Origin of the sequence: Psychrosphaera sp. B3R10, assembly GCF_018861025.1 — a bacterium.
In the GTDB taxonomy this organism is placed as follows: Bacteria; Pseudomonadota; Gammaproteobacteria; order Enterobacterales; family Alteromonadaceae; genus Psychrosphaera; species Psychrosphaera algicola.
On sequence record NZ_JAHKQH010000021.1, the window covers coordinates 1 to 23,359 of the forward strand.

Sequence of the window (23,359 nt, forward strand, 5' to 3'; positions counted from 1 at the left end):
CTCCTTTTGGTTTGGTCGCCTTGAAGTTTAGCTAAAAGCTAAACTTCGGGGAGAAGGTTCAATAAGTATCAAGCTGTTCAAGCGGGACAAAAAACAGTTTGCTCGGTTTCGCTTCGCTACACATTTTAGCAAACAATTTTTAGCCCCTTATTGGGGCGTTAGCTTTCAATACGGGCTTGGGTGTAAGATTATTTAAACGGATTTAAAATGGAAAATTTAGTTAACAAAATATCTAGCAAAAAAGCTAATTACCTCTACCTTATTACCTTTTGCGTGTTTGCAGTTTTAATTTATATACGTGAATCAAAAAACTTTGGTCATATTTATGATTTTCTACCTGTATTAGGTGGAAGTATTCCCTATTTCGTTTTGACAATCTCTTTAATTTTTATATATAAAAATAATGGTAATAACCTTAGAGAACTTGGGTTGTCGTGGCCCACATTTGGCAGTACTAGATTTAGATCATTATTGTTCGCATCTCTTTGGGCATTAATCATTATACTGATTGGACTTGTGAGTGGCTCTATCGTCATGGAGTCTTTCGATCTTATTGTAGGGACAGTGACGGACTCATCACCAAGAAAAAGTGTATTGGTAGGGAATTTACCTTTGTTACTCTTACTTACTCCTTTGATGTGGCTAGCCGTTATTGGTGAAGAGTTACTTTTTAGAGGATTCATTATGAATTTTCTTGCGAAGAAGTTTGGTGGTACAACTAAAAGTTGGATACTGGCAATTGTTGTATCTTCACTGATTTTTGGTTTAGCTCATTTTTGGCAAGGAGCTCGAGGGATAGTGGGAGCTGGTGTTTTAGCCTTAATATGGGGAACGGCTTACTATCGTTGTGGACGCAACCTGTGGCCTACTATAATTGCACATAGTGTTGGCAATACAATTGCTTTTATATCAACCTACAATAGTTAAAGTATCTAAAGATCGTAGACTGAAAGCTAACAAGAACTTCAAACGGAAAAAATACAGTTGGCTGTTTCACTCCGTTCACAATTTTAGCCAACTATATTTTTCCACTTAAGTAGGCGTTATATTCTTATCGACAACTGATGCGCATCACGCTACACTTGTTGCATGATTAAATCTTTTAAACACAAAGGCCTTAAGAGATACTTCCAAACTGGAAGTATTTCAGGTATTCAGGCAAAACATCAACGTAAATTACGTATGCAACTGACCGCAATAGATACCGCTCAAGAAATTGATGATATCAATTTACCCGGTTTTAAATTGCACCCATTAAAAGGGGATCGTGATGGGATTTGGTCTATTACAGTAAATGGTAACTGGCGCATTACTTTTGAATTCATCGATGGTAATGCATATATTCTCAACTATGAGGACTATCACTAATGACTATGCATAACCCGCCACACCCTGGAGAGTTTATTTATGACGTATATCTAGAGCCAGCAGGCTTTAGCTGTCGTTATTTGGCAAAACAATTAGATGTAGCATCATCTACTTTAAATAGGGTTCTAAAAGGGCAAAGTGCTATCTCACCAGAAATGGCACTTCGTTTGTCTAAAGCAATTGGCAGAACCCCTGAGAGTTGGTTAGCAATGCAAGATAACTATGATCTTTGGCATGCTAAACAGCAAATTAATTTAACAAATGTTCATGCAGTAAATTTTACAGTGGCATAAAAACTATAAGTTGCTCAAAAGGAAAAATAACAGTTGGCCATCACTCCAAGATTATAGCCAATCATTATTGTCCTCTTAGCTAGGCGTTATATTTCACGGAGTATTCAAGCATGAGTGAACAACAAATAGTTTATTCTTTCGCATGGTTTCAGCCTGAAAAATGGAAGTGTTTAAAAGAAACAGTAGATGATCCAACTACGCTAGATGATACTTATCAAGAATGGCGACATAATGCTGAAAATGCTATTGGTGAACTTAGGGCTAATGGCGAGCAAGTTAAAAAGATATCTATCAAAATTAGTAAGCTTGTTAGCTGGTGTGAATCTAAAGGTATAAAACCTGATAGTAAAGCTAGATCTGAGTATGCGGCATTTCTTGCAGATCAAAGAAGCAACTGAAATATAAAAAGAAAATTAAGCGGGACTGCTAACAGTTGGCTAGGTTTCGCTCCGCTTCACATTTTAGCCAAGCTAATCCGCCCATTATTTGGGCGTTAGCTATACAGTTGAAAGTTTTGCTTTCAGTGATACTATAGTGGCACTCACCCCTGTTAAGAGTTCGATTATGAAAGTAGAATTAGTTACAACCTTAAAGAGGCAGGCCACTAAAATATTGGCAGATCTCCATTCTTCTAAAGAACCAGTTTTAATTACTGAGCATGGTCAGCCATCTGCATATTTGGTCGATGTTGATGATTTTGAAATGATGCAAAAGCGTATGTCGATATTGGAAGGAATCGCTCGAGGAGAGCAGGCAATTAGAAATGAGCAAGTCGTTTCAAATACGCAGGCTAAAGAGCAAATGAATAAATGGCTGAAATAGTTTGGACACAACCAGCTCTTAATAAGCTTGATGAAATTGCTGAATACATTGCAGTGGCTAATTTGATTGCTGCGAAAAAACTAGTTCAGACTGTATTTAGTAAAATAGAAAGGCTAGAAGTACACCCCGAATCGGGAAAAGTTCCTTTGGAAATACCGACCCTTAATTACAGGGAGCTAGTAATAAAGCCATGTCGAGTATTTTATAAAATTGATGGGAACAAGGTTTTTATATTGCACGTTATGCGTCAAGAACAAGATCTTAGGCGGTTCTTGCTAATTTGGTGAAGTTATTATCCATACAAGTTGCTTAAACGGACACTGCTAAATAGTTGGCTAGTGCTCGTTCCTCGCAATTTTAGCCAACATATTATTTGCCTCTTAACGAGGCGTAATACGCTTCTTAAGGATATTGTATGAATTACCTAAAATTAATCTTACTAAGTATGTGTATAGCCACTTGTTATTATGCACTGACAATTTCCGCAATAGGGATTGCTGCTGCGGGTAAAATATTTTGGTGGTTTCAATGGAAAGATAATTTTGATTTTTACCATATCGCTCAAAATTTTGTTGGTATTGGCTTAGCTGCTTTGATCCCAGCATTTCTCGTTCATAGTTATGAACCAAGTAAAAAGTGGTTAAGTATTTCTATTGTTATTTTAGTTTCTATGCTTTTTCACGGTAACATAAATTATATACCGCTTGATCCTAATGGTTTTGTTCGTTTTTTTAAAACGACACTTGTTTATGGTGATATTGGTTCTGTCGGTGTATTTTTGGAAATTATATTGCTACCAGTACTCTGGTTGCTTGTGTTTAAACGTATAGGGCATTTAAACAGGACAAAACCAAGTTAGCTTTTGTTCGTGCATCACTATTTTTAGCCTCTAGCCTCTGAATGCGGCCTTATATTTTTCAGAGCGCGCGATTAACACCCATACTTTTGTGTAACATTCTTACAATCAAAATTTGATTTGTTTTGTGCTTTTTATAATAAACTACGTAACCACCTTGAGGGCGTTTTCTGTAACCTTCTCTTAAATAATCGCAATTAACTACTAACGCAGGTTCATCAGCTAATTGATGGAACGTATTAACTAATAGTATTAAATAATCATTTCGTTGAGCGGTTTCCCATGTTAAAGAGTGTATTTTGCTACTTTTATTAAATCGTTTTAGCTTTTCCTGATAATGTGAATTTAGGTATTAGTGGTTATCTTTGTCCAACTCAAAGATCAAAGAATCATAGGAATAATCGGAAACACCACTGTTTTCACCTTCAATAAGCATATTACCTAAATTAAGTATTTTTACTTCCTGATCTTCCAATGCTCTTAAACCAGCACGAATGACTTCACTTGCAGTGCCAGAACGATCTGAGTTAAGTTGCTGATGTATAAATTTATCAACATGCTCGCCTAATGTTACGCTCGTATTCTTAGCCATAATGTAAACCTCAAGTACCAATATATATTGGGTAATAGTTTGAAAAATATATCAAGGTAATCAAACGGACAAAAACAGTTGGCTTTTTGCCGTGCCGCTACGCGTCTATTAAATATCATCAATGAATAAGGAAGGGCAGTTCTAGCTCTCCATTTTGTGTTCCCCTTTGAACAGTAGTGTCTTCGAGTAGGATAGTTTGCCGTAACTATAGAAATAAAGATTCCATTAAAGCTTTCTTAATCAATTAAAAACATGTGCGCATGCCTTAATCAAATTTAGTCACTTTTATGTATCTTTACGAATGACGAGGGATCTGAGCTGAAAGTTATAGCCTATAAAATAAACTTGCTCTGCCTTACTGTATTTTATTATTCATTAATATATACTCGTTAATTGTCAACAATAAACAATAGATGCGAATCCATGAAAAAATTATTAACTCTTTGGTTTGTTATGCTCACCATTTTGCTTTCGTTTAGTAGTTATTCAGAAGATAAACGACCTAACATTATCGTTATTCTTTCAGATGACTCTGGTTATACCGATTTAGGAAGTTTTGGTGGTGAAATTGAAACCCCTAATATTGATCAACTAGCTAATGATGGGGTCCGTTTTAGTAACTTTTATAGTAATGCCAGATGTAGTCCAACACGTGCAACTTTATTAACTGGGGTAGATGCTGCACACGTTGGTTTTGGTGGCGGCGTTGTTGGTGATTGGGTGCGTGAATTACCTTTTGAAGCTCACCGTGGGCGATTGTCTTATGAGCAACCGTTAATTTCCGAATTACTTGGAAGTAATGGTTATCAAACAATGATGGTTGGTAAATGGCATTTAGGTGGAAGCTATATTAAAGAGAACCCGAAAGAAATGTCACCAGAATGGATAGCGTCGCATTCAGGTATGGAACTGACCCAATATGAAATGGACCAAGATTACCTTAGTTTGCCCCCTCAGCGAGGTTTTCAGAAAAGCTTAGTTTTCATTGGAGCACAAGGAAATCTTTTTGCGACTCCGGAAGATGAACATCAATATTATGATGGGAATGATAGGGCAACGTTAAAATACGATTATAATTATAATATGCACTGCTATGCTGACACACCTTTTCTCAAAAAGCATTATGGTGCTTGTCATGGAAAATCGGGGAAAGCCTTTTACTCAACCGACGGCATTACAGACCGAGCCGTTGATTTGATAGAAGAAGCTACAGATCAAACAGATCCATTTTTTATGTATGTTGCTTACCGAGCGCCACATAAACCACTGCAGGCTCCAGAAGAACTCGTTCAAAAATATCTAAAACGATATACAGATCTACAAAAAGTAGCTGATGATCGCCATAAGGGATTGGTTTCTGCAGGCTTGTTTCCGCAAAATGGTGATATCGCTAATAATAACTTTTTATGGACAAAGCAAGATAAAGAAAAAATTGAGAAATTCCGTCTACAAGCTGCTGTACACGCTGCTATGGTAGAGAAGTTAGATGAAAATGTAGGTAAGCTGATACAAAGCCTAAAAGATAATGGCGAGTATGAAAATACGCTTATTTTGTACTTTTCAGATAATGGTGCGGCATCTCATATTGGTGATCTAATGAATTCACCTTATAAAGGGGTTAAAGCCTTGCTTTGGGAAGGTGGTGCACGAACGCATGCTATTGCGAGTTGGCCTGACGTAATAAAGCCGGGAACGATTTCAGATGATTTAGTGTGGGTTGGTGACATAACTCCTACCTTACTAGAGATCACTAACACCGAATTTCCTGAAAAGTTTCATGGATCAGTACCAAGAAAACCAGACGGGCGGAGTGTTTTGGCGAGTCTTAAAGGCAAAAAAATGTTACCGCCTGAAGCTATTTTTTTCAACGATAAAGGACAGCAAAGCGTCATTTATCAAGGTCGATGGAAGCTTTTAATTGAGGCTGGTTGGTATCTACAAACACTTGCGAAACCAGGGATCACATACGAACTTTATGATTTAAACAACGATCCGGGTGAAACTAATAATCTGGCAAAATTAAAACCAGACCTGGTAAAAAAACTAACAGCTATGTGTGACAAATGGAAAAAAGAGAACAAAATAGTTGATTATGAAAAGATAATTAAAATAAAACCACAAGACCCTTATTAACTATTGCACGACTATATCGACGGCCTCGGACAGGGGGACTGCTTAGGGATAGAGCTTAGGGGCAAAGCTTTAGGAGTTGTTTCTTTGTGCACCTAGCAGAGCTAATCAACGGCAATGGGTTAATAGACCTGTTGCCTTTGCCGGCTTACTGGTTTGGGGCGTGCGGGCTTATGCTCTGGTTGTATTTATTATAGGTATCTTGCCTTTGTATGGGCAAGAACCGAGCTTGGAAAATAGCTCAATAACAACACGCTTGTACACTTCTAGTATCTTGTTTGTTTTAAGGTTTCAAGCTACGCTGGTTGAAAATAAACAACGAGGCTAACGTATGTTTGCGCGACGATAGTTAGCTGCTTTAAGGTTTTTATGTTTAGAAATATATTAATAACTAGTATGTGTCTTTTGTTTGTTGGGTGTAAATCAACATCGGTATATGTACCTAAATCTCTTGTAAATACAGCCGACACTGATCTTGTCACGCTAAAGGCCGATTCAGAGCATGACCATGGTATTTTTGTCGCATTCGATGAAAGACTCTACATTTCCTCAATAAACGGTGAAAGTACATACGACTTTATGTCTATGGACGGTTATCCAGAAACAGCAAAAATCCCTATCGGTAATAATAAGATTGAGTTGAAATATATTCAGGGTCAAGTATCGGGAGATGGTTGCGTTGTCTTTAAAGCAGAAAAAGGCAAAGTTTACTTGGCAACTAAAAAACGAGACGGCATGCGCGTTTTATACTGGATTATTGAAGAAGGCACAAACAATAAAGTGAGTAAACCTTGTATCGAATAATATCTCCGAGTAGCCAGTTAACCTTAGGCTGATAAAAGTTCTAGTATCTCCTATATCACGAAATTTAGCCGTAACGTTCGTCCTTTATTGGAGAGCCTAGATGAGTTAGATTCATTTTGAGGTAATCGATCAAGGCCGATTGTTGAGCCACAAATTAACATACAATTGTGTGGCTCAAGTTCAAAAATGTTAGTCAATTAAGGCCAAACGCTTAATGTAGTTGTCATCTAAAGCTTGGCTAAATATCATTATTTCCGCAATGCTGCCATTTAAGTTTCTTAATGGCTTTTGAAGCCGTTTGGGGTCCCAGTTACCTATGGAAGCCGGGCCAATCAACCAATAATCTGAAGGTTTCATTAATTTAGTTTGTTTGACTTTTTCGCCATTGACAAATAATGAGACGGTTTTAAGTTCACTGTCAACTCGCGTTGCCAAATGATACCAAGTGCCCGAATCTGAAACAGAAAAAAATGGTTCATAAGTATAGTTTTTGGGGCCAAGTTCGCGTGAAAATAAACCTAAAACTATAGTGCCAATCCCTGCATTTATACCTTGGGCACGATAGTTAGAAATCTGCCAATGTATATCACCGGGTTTATATCCATCGGTTAATAACAGAGAATTATATCTTCTATCTAAACTGTCTATTTTAACCCATGTTGCCATGGTAAAACTGGTTAACTTCTCCTCAATATCAACACGAACGCGGTCACTTGCTCGTTTAAATTTTAACGCGTGTTTGCCTTGCCATGGACCTTGGCTCCAACGAGCACCAACGATAGCGCCGTGATGTTTATCGCCATGGCTGGATAAATTAGTGAGAATTCTAGGCTTTTTAGCACTTGGTTCAAAGTCGTAATACGTCACCAAATTGGAGTCAGCGAGAACCTCAGCTTTAACTGAAAGCCATTTTTGATGCTGTTGGCTTATTGCTGTGCCAGTGAGATCGTCGATAGTATTAAACTCGGCAAATTTGGCTTTTGAGGCGATATCATCGCGCCATTCAGAACGGGTCTCCCCAGAAAAATTTATTGCTTGTCCTTTTTCAATTAATTGTTGATAGCCTAAGTCATTTCTAACTTCAACTAAGCCTTCAAAAACATGGACTTGAGATAAGCCATCCTTTGTTACTTCAACCCCGATTTCGGTCCCTAAGTCTATGATTTCGCTATTAGGTGTATCGATAGTAAAACCGATGGCCACTTTGGGAACATCGGTCATTACTTTGCCACTTATTAATTCTACTCGTTCTTCATTAATAATATTGATGGCGGCCGGGCCGGAAATTTTTAGCTGTGCGCCGCGGTAAAATTCGAGCTCAAGAAAGCCCTCTGATAAATGTAATTGACCGGGTTTTACAGAGTCGCCAATTTTAAATATGGCGTTTTCGTGCAAGCCAATGGCATTGGCGATAACCGCAACGCCCAGATCTTGATATTCGTATTGAGGTTTGGCTTTATGCTCTGTTGGCTCTGATAATTGTGTGGTTAACTGAGTGGCCTCAGCGTGGTTGGATTTGTCGTGATTAGGCTCGGCCGTTAAAAAATGAAATGACAACAACGCACATGCCGCTGTGCTTAAGGCGGTTAGTAACCAAGGAAAATAGCCTCGAACAATATTGTCATCGGCTGGCCTTTTATCAAATTGATTGTTGGTAATTGCTGAAATAATGTCTGACTCAAAACGTTTATTGGTCTTATTTTCAAAAGCAGTAGTAACCGTTTGGTTCACAAAATTATCGAGTTGGTCGGTCGCTTCAAATCGTTGTCGAATTAAATTATCAATAGTGAGTTGTTCACTGAGTTGATTTTTTAATTCGGGATTATGTTCGGCCAATGCGATAAGCGCGTCAAACTCGTGATCAGCTAGCTTGTTATCTAAAAGTAGTGCAAGCAATGCTTCAAACTGTTTTTTATGCTCCATGTTATTGTTCATAACTCAACCTAAAATCTAGACATTGTTTCAATTTAGTTCGGATCCTCATCAGCGATAATCGAATGGCGGTTGGGGTCATTGCCATTTGCTCGGCAATGACCTGAGTGTCGTCTTCCATATGATATTTACGACCAATAAGTTCTTTACTTTTTAATGGTAGCGCATTGATACATTCTTTTAATGCATTAACCTCTTGATGCTCACCAAAAGTAACTTCATAACTTTGTTCAAACGAGTCAATTAGAAACAGGGTTAGTTTGTCGTTCATTATTCGGTTATGCCGAGCATGTTTACGAGTTTCATTCCTAACCAAATTTCGAGCAATACCTTTTAACCAATGACCAAAATCTAAACTTTGATCAAACTTTTCCAACTCTTTGTATGCAACGATAAAGGTTTCTTGGGCAATATCATCTACAGCGTGTGAAAATACTCCAAGTCCACGAATATAGCTCCTGAGAGTCGCTTGATATTGCCGAATAAACGATGTAAATAATTGATGTTCTTTAGTCATGTCCACATCAGCTATTGACGTTGTTGATGCCAGTCGGATTAGTCATTAACATAACCTTCGGCTTGCTCTTGTTTACGGGCAAATAAACTAAAGACTAAAACGACCGCAAAACAGAATAACGGTAGCAAATAGCTAAGATTTACATTGGCGGTTTGATCAATGATACGACCTTGAATAGGTACAATTATCGCGCCACCTAAAATGGCCATAATAATAAATGAGCCACCAAGTTTTCGGTCCTCGCCAACGCCAGTTAACCCTAAACCGTAAATAGTTGGGAACATTAATGACATACAAGAAAAACAAGCTAACAAGGCATAAGTACCAATATTACCGCCGACAAAAACGGCAATAGAAATTAACACGATTGCTAAACTTGCCATTATTGTTAGAAGACGAGCTGGGTGAATATAACTCATTAAAAAAGTACAGATAAAACGAAAACAAGTATAAACACACAGGCCATAAAAGACATAGTCTCCTGCTTCAGCTTCGTTTGTGATGCCCGATAGGTTGTCCATGATATACCGTATGGCATACGTCCATATTCCAACTTGGCAACCCACATAGAAAAACTGCGCAATAACCGCAAACTTCCATTTACTATTTTTCTTTAATCTGCCAAACGAAGCTTTTAAATTTCCAAATTTGTCGTCTGACTTACCAGACGGAAAGCGAGTGAAAAAGATAAATGCGGCCAATGTTAATGCGACAAGAGCGACGATTACGTAAGCCGAGACAACATTACCTAATTCTTGAGCTTGCATAGTATTGAGTTGCTCTGGCGACAAGGCTGCTCGTTCAGTTTCATTTGCACTATTTAAGCCTTTTAATATTACTTCCTTACCTAAAAATACGCCCATTAACACACCAATTGGATTGAACGATTGCGCAAGGTTAATCCGTTGAGTTGCGGTTTTTTCTGGCCCCATAGACATAATGTATGGCGCAGCAACTGTTTCTAAGATGGCGCAACCAGAGGCAAATACATAAAAGGCAAATAGGAAAAATTCAAAACTCATGGCCTGGCTTGCTGGATAACATAAAAAAGCACCAATGGCGTAAATTGTTAATCCAGTTAATACACCGTTTTTGTAGCTGTACTTTTGGATCAAATAAGCCGCGGGTAATGCCATGCAAAAATAAGCACCATAAAAGGCAGATTGGATAAATGAAGATTGAAACAAGGTCATACTAAGTACTTTCTGAAATGCAGGTACGAGCAAGTCGGTCATGTTGTTTGCCGCGCCCCATAGGGCAAAACAGGCAGTAATCAGTATAAAGGGCAATAATAAGCCTTTTGAAATAATCTTATTAGCATCTTTTGACGCGTCTGTTTGGGCTGTTCGCCTGATTGGGGCCGCCTCGATTGTTTGATTAACTTCCATTATGTTCTCATCTTTTCGTTATTATAATTAATATGAGTAGTTTGAATTACCCTGTAAATAGCGGACTAAACCCCGCCAAATGTTCATTACTATCTCCAAATTGACTTGTAGGTACACCACCGGCTTGAAGCATTTTTAGAAATAAATTAGACATTGGGATGTCTTCGGAGAACTTGTGATAGCGACCATGTTTAAGTCCCATGTTTTTACCGCCAGCTAAAATAAGTGGGCAATTTCGAGCGTTATGGGTGTTACTGCATGCACTGCCATAAAGTATTTGCGTGTTGTCTAATAGCGATCCGAATTGGTCGGTCGTATTTTTCATTCGGTCAATAAAATAACTAAAATGGCTTGCAAGCCATTGGTCATATTTACCCCAATCTTGCCAATGTCCGGTTGTTTTATCATGGGTAATTGCATGGTGGCCTTTTTTGAGGCCTAGTTGAATTTTAGGGTATGCATCTCCAAGTCCCATGCCGTCTTCCCGGGCAATCATGTATGAAGCCACTTCCGTTAGGTCGAGTTGAAATGCCAAGACAATAAGGTCGTACATAGTGCGGATATAGGCTTGTGGGTCTATTTTAGCATCTACTGCAAGGTCAATATGATCCGCATTAAAGGCCCCTAACGGGATGTCTAACCATGCTTCATTGCGCTTAATCTGTTCTTCTAGATCATTTAACGACGCTAAGTGCTCAGAAATTTTATTTCTATCTGCAACGCCCAAACGTTTTTGCAATCGTTTAGCGTCTTCGAGTAACAAGTCGACTACCTTTTTGTCTCGATGCAAACTTTTCTTGCGTTCGACAGATGTGTTTTGGCCGTCTGGGGCAAAATAACGCTCAAAAATTTGTCTATGGCTATGCTCAGATGGCAAGGCTTTACCCTGATGATTAAACGATAAGGTTGAAGCTCGTGACTTAAACCCAACACCGCCGTCGGCGGAAAGGATCAATGACGGGTATCGGGTATTGTGTTTTTTAATTGCAGCAGCGTATTGGTCTACAGAAATACTATTTTTGTAATCGCCACGGAGATCCCCAGCTGTTAAGAAACTATCACCGGCGATATGTCCAAGTAATTCTCTCGATTTTGGGTGGCTTAAACCACCTATAATTGAAAGGTCTTGTCTGTGCGGGTTGAGTGAAGACAATACGTTGGTGAATTCATAATTGTCGCCTTCGCCAGAAGGAAACCAGTTCCATTGTTTATATTCGGAGTCCAAGCCAGGCAAACTAACACCATTAGGAACATACAGATAACACATGCGTTTAGGGGCGGTGAGTCGACTACCAAGTTGTTTAGTTTCCGCCATACATTCTAAGTATGGCAAGCTTGCCGCCACGCCAATACCTTTGATGAAACTGCGGCGATCTAATTTAAACCCTTTAATGTAATTCATATCTTCTCCTTTAACTTGGGCGCTGGTTTATCTGTTTGTGCAGAAGGTGCTCTAACAAATGCCGGGCTTCTTATTATTGATGTAATTATGCTTTGCATTTGGTACTGGTTGTTTTTAACTTCGGTTAATATGGCATTTAACGCGTCTTCATCATGAAAACTGACTTCTTTGGCAAGGGCATAGGCGTATAGATGTTTGATGAGCGATAAGACCACCTTGTCTTTCTGCTCGGTCACAAGGTACTGCTTAATTTCTGCTGTACCTTTGATTTTTGTGCCGTCTGGTAAAACGACAGAATCATCAATTTCGCCACCTTTATAAGATGCACGAAGGCGACCAACCGCATCGTATTTTTCAAATACAACACCAAAGGGATCGATTTTAGCGTGGCAGTCTCGGCAGGAGTCTTTGTCTCTATGCAACTCTAATTGTTGTTTTAATGTTAAGTTTTCGAATCCAGGGGTGTCGGGATCAAGCTCTGGAACATTAGGAGGTGGCGGAGGTGGAGAATCCCCTAAGATCTTTTCTTTTAACCATACAGCTCGTTTAACAGGGTGGCTATGTACGCCGTCGGCATGGCCTGTTAGGAAAGTCCCTTGGGATAATAAACCGCCTCGAGCATTATCTTCACCTAAAAGTACTTTGACAAACTCACTGCCTCTGACTTCTTCAATGCCATAAAACTCCGCTAAATTTTGATTTAACATCGTAAAATCGGCTTTAACCAAATTTAATGCTGGTAGGTTTTCCTGCAGTAAAATTCGTATGAAGTGTTGGGTTTCTAGCGCCATATCTTGTTTAATAAAACGGGTGTAGTCGGGGTAGGTTGCAATATCAACAGATTGATTTTTTTGTCTGTCTAATCTTAGCCATTGACTCGTAAATACATCGATAAAACGCATGACTTTGTCGTCGTTTATCATTCGTTTCATCTGTGTCTCTAGTTGACTCTCCAACTGGCCATTTTTGGCAAGCATCAACAATTCATTATCAGGTGGTGAATTCCAAAGGAAATAGGATAAACGGCTTGCTAATGCGTATTGGTGCATTTGTCGCGTTGTCTCATCACTTACTTTACTCGTCGTTATAACTGGTGCTGCTTGTGTTAAAGAGTCAGTGAGCTCTGCCTTCATTTGTTCATCATCAGCTTGATATATAAATAAGAAGTTTGTTGAACATAGAACCGCAACTAAGGTCTCTTTTATGCTTTCTTCAAAGGACGAGTAATCATCTTTTATGTTTTGCCAATAATTAAAATAAAACATCACTTCTTCTGCGGTAGCGGGTCGCCGATATGCATTTGATACAAACTGTGTGATGATTTCATTGGCGTAGACTTCAGGATTGTTTTTGTTCGCCGATTCTATGAAGATCTTTTGATGTGCCTGCGTAGGCCACTGTTTAAAATAGGGGGCTTCAAATTCGATGTAATCTATATGCAAAGGACTGCCAAATTCATCTGAACTTTTTACTAAATTATTATTCCAAAGTCCGACTTTTAAGCTGCTACTGGTAATGTGATCTCCCTGTGTACCATGGAAAGGGATTGGCAGGTTTTCTAGGCGGCCATAAAAACTAAAGACTTTTTGGTTGCCTTCAATATTTTCTACGCGGACACTTTTAGTAAATGTTTTATAATCCATACCATCGTCGGTCCGGGTTCCGATATAAGGCATGATCTCTGGTACAGCGTCTTCAAACTGACTGTTGTCGAGATATTTCGCAGGTAGGTTTTTAACATGTTTATGGTTAGCCTTTAACTTTGTAAATACAAGGTGGCTGAAACCGGGAAAGTGTTTGTCACTGCTAAATGCTACTTTTAGTTTGTCACCTCGAACTAAGTAAGCGACCCCTATGCTGGAAACAACCAAATTGTTTGCCGTTGATTTATCAGTGGAGACAAGAGGTGTGTTAAAGCCAATATCTTTAGTAAATTGCAAATTAATATGACTGTTAACGCCTTTTGGCAATGCTGGGTGTACTAAATCTATTTGAAAATAGTCACCGCCACGCGCTGGTGCCTGAACCACAATTTCGCCAGACACGTTTTTACTATTTGGACTAGGTAATAATATTTGTGTCTCTTTAGTTGGTTTTTCAAAACCAATTGTCTTTTTTGCATTTTTAGCTAAAACAACAAATCGATTTACACCTTTAGCTGGCTTTTTAAGCGAGGTATTATTTTTATCTAGTTCAGCTAAAGGTTTGGCTTTGGTTAATGACTTCGCATTTAGCGCTAGTACGTCAAAAGCATATCCTTTGCTCGCCTTCACCCGTATTGCAAAATCGCCATTGCGTGGGTATTGATCTTTAATTTGCATCGATAAGTTAGGTGAAGGACCGTTCCAGGCGCCATATCTGCCAGCTTGAGTTGTTTCCTTGTGCGGCAACGCGGAATAAAGAGTGATGCCATCTTCCATCATTTTGAATCGTCTAGGATTTGAACCTCGTAAACTCGCACTGAAATAAGGTTTTATTTGTTCTACTTGTTGGCCGTTTTTCGCCTGTCCATTTTCATCCAAAACTTCTACATAAAAATCATTTTTAGCAACGGCAACTTCCATATAACCTTTTGTCAAAGTATTAGGTTCGCCCTTACCGATACCTTTGCCAAAATGCATTCGGTAATGACTTACTGCTGGTTTGTCGCCCAAGTTAATTGCTTTATCTAATGCGCTTCTGGCAATTTTTTGGAAGGTTTCGAGATGCAAGTTTGATGTCGACAAAAGTTCGGCATTATTACTAAAACCAATTTCGGATAATGGGTCGTCAGGCAATTCACTCTCAAAGTTTACCGATACACCTAATAAGTCTTGTAAGGTATTTGAGTATTGCTGTTTAGTTAAGCGTTGCATTACCTGTTTGCTTGAGCCTTTTTTCATCTCTTTGGCGGTAGCAATACCATTTGTAAGCCAATCTACTACGGCACGTCTTTCTTCTGTACTGAGTTGGTGTTCCTTCGGCGGTGGCATTTCTCCAGAGTTAATCATATCTAATATTGCATGCCACTGCGGGGCATCGTAACCGTTAACAAAGTCTGGATTTAGCGCTGAAATTTGTACTCCGCCTTTTTGTTTTTCGTCACCATGGCAGCTGTAGCAATATTTATCAAACAAGGGTTGGATGGTTTGCACAAACACTTCGTCGTTACTTTCCGATAAATCAAATGCCTTAGCGTCTTCAGGTAACCATGATTTAATGGCGTTAGGTGCAAACCGCGTTAAGTAGGTTTCGCCATGTACCAAATTGCCGCCAGCGTGGGCAGCAAAAAACAAAATAATGAGTAACGCGATAGATGAGGTTGTATAGATAGAGGTTAACAATATTTGGTTTTTGGGGTTTTCACCAGTTTCACTGGTTTTACTAATCAACGTGTGCTTTAACGCTGTACAAATAAAGGTTATTAGAGCAACGCATATACCTGCGGTTAAATGGGTTTGAATTTGATCAAAACCAAACCCTTCATTGGAGGCTAGAGTCATACCTAACATAACAGTGACAAAAACCGAGAACGAAGCAAACCACCATATAAACAGAATAATTTCGCTAATTTGAGGCGGTGACTTCTTGCGTACAAAGAACTCTAGGATTGGAATTAGCACGATAAGTGTAATGGGGAAGTGTAATACCAATACATGAAAACGTCCGAAGAATCGGGCGATACCTTGACCATCTATTTCATTAAATGGAATTGTAAGCGCGGAGGCGATTATTATTAATGCTAAACCAATTAAAATTGGAATTGGTTTAATCAATCTACGTAAATACATCTTTTTCCCTAGTTGTCGCTGTTAATCCGAAAACAAACAGCATTGAACATTATTATTATTTTGGTTGTTTTATATAATTGTCATGACTAAGCAAAGTGTTTCATTATTTATAATAAAATACTTATAACAGGTTTGGGAGCCAAAAACCGTTTATTAACTTGGATAACAGATTCGATTTAGCAGAGTAAGAACGTAATCTTTTTTTGACACTTCTTATTTTTAGCGATGTGGGGAGCGATAAATGACAGGGTTACGCTATTTAAGCTTTTATTCGGTGGTTACTTTCTTTGTCCATTTTATTGCTCTGCACCGCTAATATATTTGATGTTTACATAGGCTAAAGCTAAAGGGGGGGAGGCCTTTCTGGACAACACTTTATCGAAGCCTGCTACAATAAAATTAATGATAGGTATTGCAAAATACGCAGGGTTGCTAGAGCGTTAATATTTGGTGTTAAGTCTTGGCTTAATCATTTACTATTTGCGCTAGGTCTAATTTTTAATACTAAAATGAATAACGGAAAAACGCGCCTCGAATATGAGGTGTTCCTTCCCCCATAAAAGGTCAATGTTATGTCTAAATTATTTATATTAATTGTGTTGTTAATGCTTAGCTTTACATCGTTTGCATCTAAAACCCCTCATAAGCAACCTGACGATGCGATATTACTGACTGTTTTTCTCAAACATGATCAAAGCCATAGTTTTGAGGAGTTTCAAAAAATCCTTGAAGAACAAGGTTTTTTTGACAACTTTCCACCAAAAGGGGTAACGGTTGTTAGCTGGTACGTGATGATGGGCATAGGGCAGGTGGTTACTTTGGAGGTGCCGGCCCATAAACTAAGAGAGGTTAATCTTGCTGTTGAAAAAAGTGCATGGAAGGCGTTTTCTACGGAATTTTACCCTACGTATAATCTGTACCCTGTATTCAAGGATAAACTTAAAAACAAAGCTAAAGTGGCATATTAGTTGTATTGCTATGTATAAATAAATTCGTGTTCGCAATATGTTATTTGTAGGAATGCCATTTATAAGGACGTGAAAAATAAGTTTAAACTCTGACAAAGCCCCTAAAAGTAAAAGGGGCTTTTTTTGTGTCTTTAGCTCTGGTAAATTATAGCTCTGGTAAATTATAGCGCTAATGTTGTTTTAATATCGGAAATGGCTTTAGTGGATTTACCCGAAATAAATGGAATTTAAAGGAATAGTTATTAAATGGATGTTGTAAAAAGTCGGTGGGCCGTCATTTTTTACCTAGCCGTATGTTTATTCTCAAACACGGCTAACGCGCTATCCCCTATAGAATGTAATAACAAAGATGCCTTTTTACAGGAAGTGTACTCTTCAATTGAATTACTCAATGTAACGGATCTCAAAAATAAAACTCATATACTATCAGCACTTTGTTTTGATCAATCACACCTCACATTTACTAAACTTGCCATCGCAGATGCAGAAGACGACGGACGAAGCATTGTTGAACTTAGAGATAAGATCGCTAATCAGCATTTGCTAAATAAAAATAATCCTTACTTTCATTGGCAGCTGTTTACGGTATTACAAAGTCACTATTGGGATGTCGATTATCAAGTAGCCATTGAAACCCTTTCGAAACTGAACGTTTACCTTAACCCGATTGCTAACACTGAGATTGAAGTAAGACTGTTTGTATTAATCGGAAATTTATACTGGAATGCAGAGACCGAGCTGCAATTGGAACACCAAGCTTACTACAAAGAGGCGTTGCGTTTTGCTCAGCAACAAGGAAATAAAGAGTTACTGGCTTATGTTTTGTATCATATTGGTGACTCCATTCCTTTAAGGAATGTTGATTCTGATCGCGAATTTTTTGCAAAAAAAAGGCAATGGCTACAGTTAATTAACAATATGCCAAGTAGTGTTACAAAAGCGGATGTGCAATTGTTGTTAGGCACAGCCAATGTTGGAAATACAGCACAATCAAATATTCGTTTTGTTGAAAACAGCATAGAATTATTCGATATGTTTGGTGTGCGACGTTCTTCGATCAGCGCTAGGGTCAGTTTGGCTGAGTTATTATTTGAATATGGTTTGTATGACAATACAGTAGCGGTTATCAACGACTTACTCACAGAAAAAATACTTACTGGTTTGGATAAATCCAGGTTATATAAATTCCTATTTTTAATCTCTAAGAATCAAAATAACTTTGAACAGGCAATTGTGTGGCAGGAATACTATTACGAATCAATTTTAGAACAGTCGTTACCTGAAGAAAGCTTAGACATGTTGTTAGCAAATTATAAAGTGGCCGAACAAAAAAATAAGGCAATGTTACAGGAACAAACACTTAAAGTATCTGAGCTTAAAATTGAAAATAACAAACAACATATGGTTAATTTATTTTTACTTGTTGGTCTACTCATCGTTGGGCTTTCGTTTGTATTATTTATGTATCAGAAAAATCATAAATCAAAACTAAAATATGAAAAATTAGCAACCACAGACACATTGACTGGTGAAAAAAATAGATATTCAATCTTACAATGTGGTGAAAGGGAAGTAGACGTTTCAAAACGTACTGGTATTCCGATGACCGTTGCGCTTGCAGATATTGATGACTTTAAAAAGATTAATGACCAGTATGGACATGACATTGGTGACGAGGCGTTAAAACTGTTTGCGGATGCTTCGAAGTCTGCAGTTAGAAGTATTGATTATTTTGGTCGGTATGGTGGTGAAGAGTGGTTATTTATTCTGCCAAATACCACAGAGGCAGAAGCTAACGCCTTGTTTAAGCGGATCTCAGTTAAACTCAGTAATAGCGGACAAGAACATGGTTTAAACCATATGACATTTAGTATGGGCGCTGTGGATTTGCATGGTGGTCACAACACCTTAGAGCAACTGATCAAAATAGCTGATGAACGTCTATATACTGCAAAAAACAACGGTAAGAACCAAGTTTGTGTCAACCCAACGGATCAAGTGCTTAATGTAACATTATCTAATGCATAAAAAACACCTGCGATAAGCTAGGGGATTTTAGCGCTTTAGTCCCATTTAATTAGACCGCTTCTATCGATACTAGACGCTTATATATCTACATTTCATTTTAATAACCTCTGAAATTGGATGTCATTTAACACTTAATTGCCACCGTCCTAAATCAATTTTAACTTCCATTTTTATATGATGCTAAATTTTGGCTAATATGACCACATATTGGTTTTGGAGTTTATTTTGTTTTTGATTTTTTGTATCGAATTTTATTTAAGTTATTGTTAATTATATAAATTAAATGTTGGCACCCTCGTTGCAAAATAGAAAATAACTAAACATGAGGATTAAAATTATGAACAAATTAACTAAAACACTTTCAACAATCGTATTAACTCTTTCAACAATTGGTATGGCAAATGCGGCAAATTCAGTTGTCGCTGCTGATGATTATGTCACCACTAACCTATGTGTTGTTGCAGCACAAGGAGATCGAATTAAACTGCACAAAGCAATTAAAGACTCCCGTTTAAGTAAAAACTTCATTGCAGAAAAAGTTACGTGTAATGACCAGAACATCTTAGCTTTTGTGGAAGCGCACGCTGAAAATCCAGCCAAAATTAATAATCTACTGATGAATGGTCAGTATGATACTCAAGTAAAAATTACTGACTTAGCCGCTGTACAATACTAGGCAACGTCGTTTGGACTGATGTAAGCGGTCAGACTCAAAATCTGAATGTAAACATACAGGGTTCGATAATGATTTAACTCAAAAGTGAGCTTATTGCTCACTTTTTTGTGGGTGGTGAAAACCTGTGATTTTTCTATTAATTTTCCTATATAGTGGCGCTACACTATTCAGTATTTTTACTTAAAAAGGAATTTACGGCCTCAATGCATAACTTTCTAAAAAAAGGTTTATCTGCGGTTCGCTCTGTGGCTGATAAGGCTTCAGAAGAGTTAACGTCGGGTTATACCCTTGTTAAAGAAAAGGTAAACGGGCTGCCGATATTTATGTCGGCAGAACAATCGGGTAACTACGACGATACCGAATACGATGAAAAACACTACTTTGTTATCCCCTACGAGCTATCTGACTATAAATTTGCGTTACATACAATGCGGTGTTTACCAAACGGCGTACCAGAAATTAATAATCTTCCGAAAAAACGTATTTTCCATTTCCCGAACGAACATTCGGAAGAAATGCTTAAAGGTTTTATGCGTCAATCTGCTGAGACGTTGGTTAGGACTCGAAACGATGGAAAACTAAATAGTCTTGAATCGTTAGCCAACCAAATTGATTTACTTGATAAAAAGCTCACCTATGGCATGTTGTTAGTGGGTGGTCTGGCGGCGATTGTAAATCCTCTATTAGGAGCAGGAATAGCAGCTAAAGCACTCATACCGAGCGTTGGTGGCTTACTTAATAGATACGGACTGCGTCCCACGGGTGAAAAGCTTTCTCAGTATCAATTAGATAAATCGATAAAAGAAGCAGAAGCACATATTGCTAAGGAATTTGAAGGCGCGGATACCTTGCAAGTTATTAATCCGATCTTACAAGAATTAGAGTTTGCGCTAAGGACGACTCAATCACAACATGACCCGCTAACTGACCCAAGCCTTGCTGATGGCAGCATTAAAGAGTTGGACGATGATAGGTGGCGTGAGCTAACTGAAAAAGCGATTTGTCATGTTTATAAGGAGGTTTATGAAGACAGTAGGCTGCATAAACAAGCCTCACTTGGACCGGAAGATCTAAGATGGTTACAAACACTCTTTTATGTTCACGATAGAAACAACTAGTATCGAGCCTCTGGAACATATAATAAAACTATTATTTTCTTAGTAAATACCTAAAATGGCGGCCATTAAATTATTCTAAGTACCTGTTCTTAGTTCTTGAAATTAAATCCTAAAGTTTATACATGAAATTATTGAAGTCAGCTGTTCACCCTGAAATACGAGATCTTTCTGCCCCAACGTTTACCCGTAAAGCGGCACGCGCCATCGTGCTTAAGGGTGAAGATATATTGCTTCTTTACACCCAAAGATACCATGACTACACATTACCAGGAGGTGGCATAGATGACGGTGAAACCCATGTAGAAGGATTAATAAGAGAATTGCGAGAAGAAACCGGTGCTCATTCCGTAACTAATATTAAAGAGTTTGGTTTATATGAAGAGTTTCGGCCATGGCACAAAAGTGACTTTGATATTGTCCACATGGAATCTTATTGCTTTGTGTGTGATATCGATAGTGAATTGTTGACCACAAAGTTAGAACCGCACGAAATTCAAAATGGCATGACACCGGTTTGGATCAATATTTTTGATGCCATAAAGCATAATGAAGAAACCTTAGCGAGCAACCCTAAAAAAGGATTGTCTATTGTCAGAGAAACCTTTTTATTAAAACTTATTGTTAAGCAATTATTGGGATTAGAAAACTAGTAAGGAAAACCACTGATTTACATCTTGCTTGAAATAAAGTTAGTTGATTTCAATTGACTCACCACGTTGGTCAACTTGATGCGACAGATTTGTGGTAGAAGGTGAAACGCCACTTTGGAGATAACTTGGGATATTTTCCACCTCTAACGGGCGAGAATGAAAATAACCCTGAAGATATTGCACTCCAAGTTTTTTAAGGGCATTAGTTTGTTTTTCTGTTTCGACACCTTCCGCGATGACCAAAAAGTTAAAAGAGTCCGCAATATTGATAACGGCAGTCACAATGGCTGCACCATTTGAATCCATTTTAGCGACAAATGAACGATCTATTTTGACCATATTTACCGCTAAATCTTGCAATACAGATAGCGATGAATACCCTGTTCCAAAGTCATCGATAGAGACTTTAATTCCCATTCTTTGAAGTTGTTTTATCAGGTTAGATGTTGAGTCGAAATCGGCAGCAAAAACTGACTCGGTTATTTCAAGATGTAATAATTCTGCCGGCAGCCCACTGTTTAAAAGAGCATTTTCAACAACATTGATAAAATTTTCATTTTGAAATTGGATCACTGAAACATTCACGCAAACAGCTACGTTACGTCCTAAGCCCCATTGACTCGCTTGCTGACAAGCATGATTGAGTACCCAGGCGCCGATTTCGTGAATGAGGCCATATTGTTCAGCAATGGGAATAAACTCATCAGGTGGTATGTTTTCATCTTCATTTCGCCATCGAAGTAGGGCTTCAAATGCCGCTATTGTGTTATCTTCTGAGCGGATTATAGGTTGGTACACTATCCTGAGTTGGTGTTGTTCGATTGCTTTGGTCAAACCGTTTTTTAAACGTAACTCTTTGGAATAAAGTTTTTCCATCTGTTCTGAAAACACTGCAACGGTAGAGCGCATTTGCTTCTTTTGAAAATACATTGCCATGTCGGCTAATTGAATTAGGCGATCTTCAGTTGTCGCATGTTCTGGGTACAAAGCGATACCAATAGTTGCACCTACCGATAAAACACTGTTTTCAATTTTGTGGTGTTCAGACAGCTTTTCTATTAATTGTTTTGATTTTTCTATGGCACTTGATTGGCGGGTATTGGTAAACACGATAATAAATTCGTCACCGCCCCAACGACATAACAATTGTGACTCTAACGTATAGGCTTTAAGGCGATTGGCTGTTTTCTTTAGAATTTGGTCTCCAGCCTTATGCCCAATTGAATCATTTATTTTTTTAAAGCCATCGAGGTCAATAAACAGCAATGAGAAGGGCTCTATTGGTTTAGATACCATCATTTTTAGCGCGTCTAAAAATGCCGTGCGGTTGTATAGCCCGGTAAGGGGATCCAAATTGGATAATTCATAGATTTTTTGAGTACGTTGTTTTACTTTTTCTTCCATCCGGTGCACTAAAACCGCGTTTTCATTTTTTAAAAATAATGCATTTCGCGTGAAATCAGCCGATTTTTTTGATGTTGCCAACATAACAAAGCCAAATGCTAAACCGAGGACACCGAGGAGTTGTAATGCCTCTATATCGGAAAAAAGTAAACCAATGGCGCCGGGGACGAGCAAAATAACCGGATAAAACATCGAAGTGTATTTGTGAGCCGCAAGTATCGTTGCCGCACCACCAGCCATTGAAGCGACAGTAATAACGGTGGTGGTCAATTCTATACCGCTACTATGTGTTGTGGCATAAACTAGATAAGTGGTCCATACAATAGCGGTTGAATTAACCCCGATAATAAACCGTGTGATTGCTTTTTTTCCGTCAAAGTCGGTGTTTTTTTCTTTAAAATTCCACCACATAGCATCAATAAATCGAAGAGAAAGGACGGCTGCCATTATCGGCCACCATACTGTTTTGAAATCGGCGGTTTGCGGGTTGTCAAAAGCAAAAACTAAAAAGCTGGAGGTGAGTAAAGTGATTAAAATGCCAGAAATGGCGTTACCATATAACAGCACAGCCGCGTCTTGTTCGACGTGCTTATTTAATTCCAAATTATTTTTGTTCAAAAAAACAATCTTACTTCTATTTA

Annotated in this window: 22 protein-coding genes; 14 read left to right on the top strand and 8 right to left on the bottom strand. The window is 38.3% G+C overall.

Annotated features, from left to right (window positions below; genetic code table 11):
* Window positions 1-207 precede the first annotated feature (207 nt).
* The 7 genes from KO525_RS06860 (at window position 208) to KO525_RS06890 (ending at window position 3,342) form a co-directional block, all read left to right on the top strand.
* Window positions 208-927: a CPBP family intramembrane glutamic endopeptidase gene (locus KO525_RS06860; protein WP_215963061.1), complete on the top strand. Its 720-nt coding sequence runs from the start codon at window positions 208-210 to the stop codon at window positions 925-927.
* Between the two features lie 162 nt (window positions 928-1,089).
* Window positions 1,090-1,368 carry a type II toxin-antitoxin system RelE/ParE family toxin gene (locus tag KO525_RS06865; protein WP_215963062.1) on the top strand — a complete coding sequence of 93 codons (279 nt, stop codon included), beginning with the start codon at window positions 1,090-1,092 and terminating at the stop codon, window positions 1,366-1,368.
* On the top strand, window positions 1,368-1,661 hold the full coding sequence (locus KO525_RS06870) for a HigA family addiction module antitoxin (RefSeq protein ID WP_215963063.1): 294 nt from the start codon (window positions 1,368-1,370) through the stop codon (window positions 1,659-1,661). Before KO525_RS06865 ends, KO525_RS06870 begins: the two co-directional genes overlap by 1 nt.
* Before the next feature lie 110 nt (window positions 1,662-1,771).
* Window positions 1,772-2,059, top strand: coding sequence for a hypothetical protein (locus KO525_RS06875; RefSeq protein WP_215963064.1), 288 nt, complete (start codon window positions 1,772-1,774; stop codon window positions 2,057-2,059).
* Between the two features lie 166 nt (window positions 2,060-2,225).
* On the top strand, window positions 2,226-2,483 hold the full coding sequence (locus KO525_RS06880) for a type II toxin-antitoxin system Phd/YefM family antitoxin (protein ID WP_215963065.1): 258 nt from the start codon (window positions 2,226-2,228) through the stop codon (window positions 2,481-2,483).
* Window positions 2,471-2,770, top strand: a complete 300-nt coding sequence (locus KO525_RS06885; RefSeq protein WP_215963066.1) for a type II toxin-antitoxin system RelE/ParE family toxin — start codon at window positions 2,471-2,473, stop codon at window positions 2,768-2,770. The genes KO525_RS06880 and KO525_RS06885 overlap by 13 nt, the downstream gene beginning before the upstream one ends.
* 128 nt (window positions 2,771-2,898) lie before the next feature.
* A complete protein-coding gene (locus KO525_RS06890; RefSeq protein WP_215963067.1) occupies window positions 2,899-3,342 on the top strand; it encodes a hypothetical protein in 444 nt (147 codons plus the stop codon).
* Between the two features lie 58 nt (window positions 3,343-3,400).
* Here the strand turns inward: KO525_RS06890 and KO525_RS19645 are convergent, their stop codons facing one another.
* The gene (locus KO525_RS19645; RefSeq protein WP_371744384.1) at window positions 3,401-3,637 is read right to left on the bottom strand and encodes a type II toxin-antitoxin system RelE/ParE family toxin; all 237 of its coding nucleotides are present in this window, start codon (window positions 3,635-3,637) and stop codon (window positions 3,401-3,403) included.
* Between the two features lie 54 nt (window positions 3,638-3,691).
* On the bottom strand, window positions 3,692-3,931 hold the full coding sequence (locus KO525_RS06900; protein WP_215963068.1) for a type II toxin-antitoxin system ParD family antitoxin: 240 nt from the start codon (window positions 3,929-3,931) through the stop codon (window positions 3,692-3,694).
* Between the two features lie 423 nt (window positions 3,932-4,354).
* Here KO525_RS06900 and KO525_RS06905 point away from each other — a divergent pair, with 423 nt between their 5' ends.
* Both KO525_RS06905 and KO525_RS06910 read left to right on the top strand, forming a co-directional pair.
* The gene (locus tag KO525_RS06905) at window positions 4,355-6,064 is read left to right on the top strand and encodes a sulfatase-like hydrolase/transferase (RefSeq protein ID WP_252736537.1); all 1,710 of its coding nucleotides are present in this window, start codon (window positions 4,355-4,357) and stop codon (window positions 6,062-6,064) included.
* A gap of 366 nt (window positions 6,065-6,430) precedes the next feature.
* The gene (locus tag KO525_RS06910) at window positions 6,431-6,865 is read left to right on the top strand and encodes a hypothetical protein (protein ID WP_215963069.1); all 435 of its coding nucleotides are present in this window, start codon (window positions 6,431-6,433) and stop codon (window positions 6,863-6,865) included.
* A gap of 189 nt (window positions 6,866-7,054) precedes the next feature.
* On the opposite strand, the gene KO525_RS06915 is transcribed toward KO525_RS06910, so the two are convergent.
* The 5 genes from KO525_RS06915 to KO525_RS06935 are packed head-to-tail and all read right to left on the bottom strand — an operon-like array spanning window position 7,055 to window position 15,874.
* Complete coding sequence (locus KO525_RS06915) at window positions 7,055-8,800, bottom strand: LamG-like jellyroll fold domain-containing protein (protein WP_215963070.1); 1,746 nt, start codon at window positions 8,798-8,800, stop codon at window positions 7,055-7,057.
* Window positions 8,790-9,314, bottom strand: a complete 525-nt coding sequence (locus KO525_RS06920; RefSeq protein WP_215963071.1) for a sigma-70 family RNA polymerase sigma factor — start codon at window positions 9,312-9,314, stop codon at window positions 8,790-8,792. Before KO525_RS06920 ends, KO525_RS06915 begins: the two co-directional genes overlap by 11 nt.
* A gap of 38 nt (window positions 9,315-9,352) precedes the next feature.
* Window positions 9,353-10,702 (bottom strand): L-fucose:H+ symporter permease, encoded by a 1,350-nt coding sequence (fucP, locus tag KO525_RS06925; protein ID WP_215963072.1) that lies wholly within the window; start codon window positions 10,700-10,702, stop codon window positions 9,353-9,355.
* A 46-nt stretch (window positions 10,703-10,748) separates the two neighbouring features.
* A complete protein-coding gene (locus KO525_RS06930; RefSeq protein WP_215963073.1) occupies window positions 10,749-12,104 on the bottom strand; it encodes a DUF1552 domain-containing protein in 1,356 nt (451 codons plus the stop codon).
* Window positions 12,101-15,874 carry a DUF1592 domain-containing protein gene (locus tag KO525_RS06935; protein WP_215963074.1) on the bottom strand — a complete coding sequence of 1,258 codons (3,774 nt, stop codon included), beginning with the start codon at window positions 15,872-15,874 and terminating at the stop codon, window positions 12,101-12,103. Before KO525_RS06935 ends, KO525_RS06930 begins: the two co-directional genes overlap by 4 nt.
* Before the next feature lie 572 nt (window positions 15,875-16,446).
* Between KO525_RS06935 and KO525_RS06940 the strand changes: the two genes are divergently transcribed.
* From KO525_RS06940 to KO525_RS06960, 5 genes are all read left to right on the top strand, one after another.
* Complete coding sequence (locus KO525_RS06940) at window positions 16,447-16,842, top strand: hypothetical protein (RefSeq protein ID WP_215963075.1); 396 nt, start codon at window positions 16,447-16,449, stop codon at window positions 16,840-16,842.
* Window positions 16,843-17,088: 246 nt separating this feature from the next.
* Complete coding sequence (locus tag KO525_RS06945) at window positions 17,089-18,870, top strand: GGDEF domain-containing protein (protein WP_215963076.1); 1,782 nt, start codon at window positions 17,089-17,091, stop codon at window positions 18,868-18,870.
* A 337-nt stretch (window positions 18,871-19,207) separates the two neighbouring features.
* Window positions 19,208-19,546: a DUF3718 domain-containing protein gene (locus KO525_RS06950; RefSeq protein WP_215963077.1), complete on the top strand. Its 339-nt coding sequence runs from the start codon at window positions 19,208-19,210 to the stop codon at window positions 19,544-19,546.
* 203 nt (window positions 19,547-19,749) lie between these two features.
* Window positions 19,750-20,664: a hypothetical protein gene (locus tag KO525_RS19650; protein ID WP_252736536.1), complete on the top strand. Its 915-nt coding sequence runs from the start codon at window positions 19,750-19,752 to the stop codon at window positions 20,662-20,664.
* A 122-nt stretch (window positions 20,665-20,786) separates the two neighbouring features.
* Window positions 20,787-21,314, top strand: a complete 528-nt coding sequence (locus KO525_RS06960) for an NUDIX hydrolase (RefSeq protein WP_215963078.1) — start codon at window positions 20,787-20,789, stop codon at window positions 21,312-21,314.
* A gap of 39 nt (window positions 21,315-21,353) precedes the next feature.
* Here KO525_RS06960 and KO525_RS06965 read toward each other — a convergent pair whose 3' ends face one another.
* Complete coding sequence (locus tag KO525_RS06965; protein ID WP_252736535.1) at window positions 21,354-23,336, bottom strand: bifunctional diguanylate cyclase/phosphodiesterase; 1,983 nt, start codon at window positions 23,334-23,336, stop codon at window positions 21,354-21,356.
* Window positions 23,337-23,359: the final 23 nt, after the last annotated feature.

Bases quoted from the DNA above. Each gene is read 5' to 3' on its own strand.
- KO525_RS06890 (WP_215963067.1), top strand. From the start codon at position 2,899: ATGAATTACCTAAAATTAATCTTACTAAGTATGTGTATAGCCACTTGT.
- KO525_RS06950 (WP_215963077.1), top strand. From the start codon at position 19,208: ATGAACAAATTAACTAAAACACTTTCAACAATCGTATTAACTCTTTCA.
- KO525_RS06915 (WP_215963070.1), bottom strand. From the start codon at position 8,800: ATGAACAATAACATGGAGCATAAAAAACAGTTTGAAGCATTGCTTGCA.
- KO525_RS06935 (WP_215963074.1), bottom strand. From the start codon at position 15,874: ATGTATTTACGTAGATTGATTAAACCAATTCCAATTTTAATTGGTTTA.
- KO525_RS06910 (WP_215963069.1), top strand. From the start codon at position 6,431: ATGTTTAGAAATATATTAATAACTAGTATGTGTCTTTTGTTTGTTGGG.
- KO525_RS06880 (WP_215963065.1), top strand. From the start codon at position 2,226: ATGAAAGTAGAATTAGTTACAACCTTAAAGAGGCAGGCCACTAAAATA.
- KO525_RS06875 (WP_215963064.1), top strand. From the start codon at position 1,772: ATGAGTGAACAACAAATAGTTTATTCTTTCGCATGGTTTCAGCCTGAA.
- KO525_RS06870 (WP_215963063.1), top strand. From the start codon at position 1,368: ATGACTATGCATAACCCGCCACACCCTGGAGAGTTTATTTATGACGTA.
- KO525_RS06900 (WP_215963068.1), bottom strand. From the start codon at position 3,931: ATGGCTAAGAATACGAGCGTAACATTAGGCGAGCATGTTGATAAATTT.
- KO525_RS19650 (WP_252736536.1), top strand. From the start codon at position 19,750: ATGCATAACTTTCTAAAAAAAGGTTTATCTGCGGTTCGCTCTGTGGCT.
- fucP (WP_215963072.1), bottom strand. From the start codon at position 10,702: ATGGAAGTTAATCAAACAATCGAGGCGGCCCCAATCAGGCGAACAGCC.
- KO525_RS06860 (WP_215963061.1), top strand. From the start codon at position 208: ATGGAAAATTTAGTTAACAAAATATCTAGCAAAAAAGCTAATTACCTC.
- KO525_RS06905 (WP_252736537.1), top strand. From the start codon at position 4,355: ATGAAAAAATTATTAACTCTTTGGTTTGTTATGCTCACCATTTTGCTT.
- KO525_RS06930 (WP_215963073.1), bottom strand. From the start codon at position 12,104: ATGAATTACATTAAAGGGTTTAAATTAGATCGCCGCAGTTTCATCAAA.
- KO525_RS06920 (WP_215963071.1), bottom strand. From the start codon at position 9,314: ATGACTAAAGAACATCAATTATTTACATCGTTTATTCGGCAATATCAA.
- KO525_RS06960 (WP_215963078.1), top strand. From the start codon at position 20,787: ATGAAATTATTGAAGTCAGCTGTTCACCCTGAAATACGAGATCTTTCT.
- KO525_RS06865 (WP_215963062.1), top strand. From the start codon at position 1,090: ATGATTAAATCTTTTAAACACAAAGGCCTTAAGAGATACTTCCAAACT.
- KO525_RS06940 (WP_215963075.1), top strand. From the start codon at position 16,447: ATGTCTAAATTATTTATATTAATTGTGTTGTTAATGCTTAGCTTTACA.
- KO525_RS06945 (WP_215963076.1), top strand. From the start codon at position 17,089: ATGGATGTTGTAAAAAGTCGGTGGGCCGTCATTTTTTACCTAGCCGTA.
- KO525_RS06885 (WP_215963066.1), top strand. From the start codon at position 2,471: ATGGCTGAAATAGTTTGGACACAACCAGCTCTTAATAAGCTTGATGAA.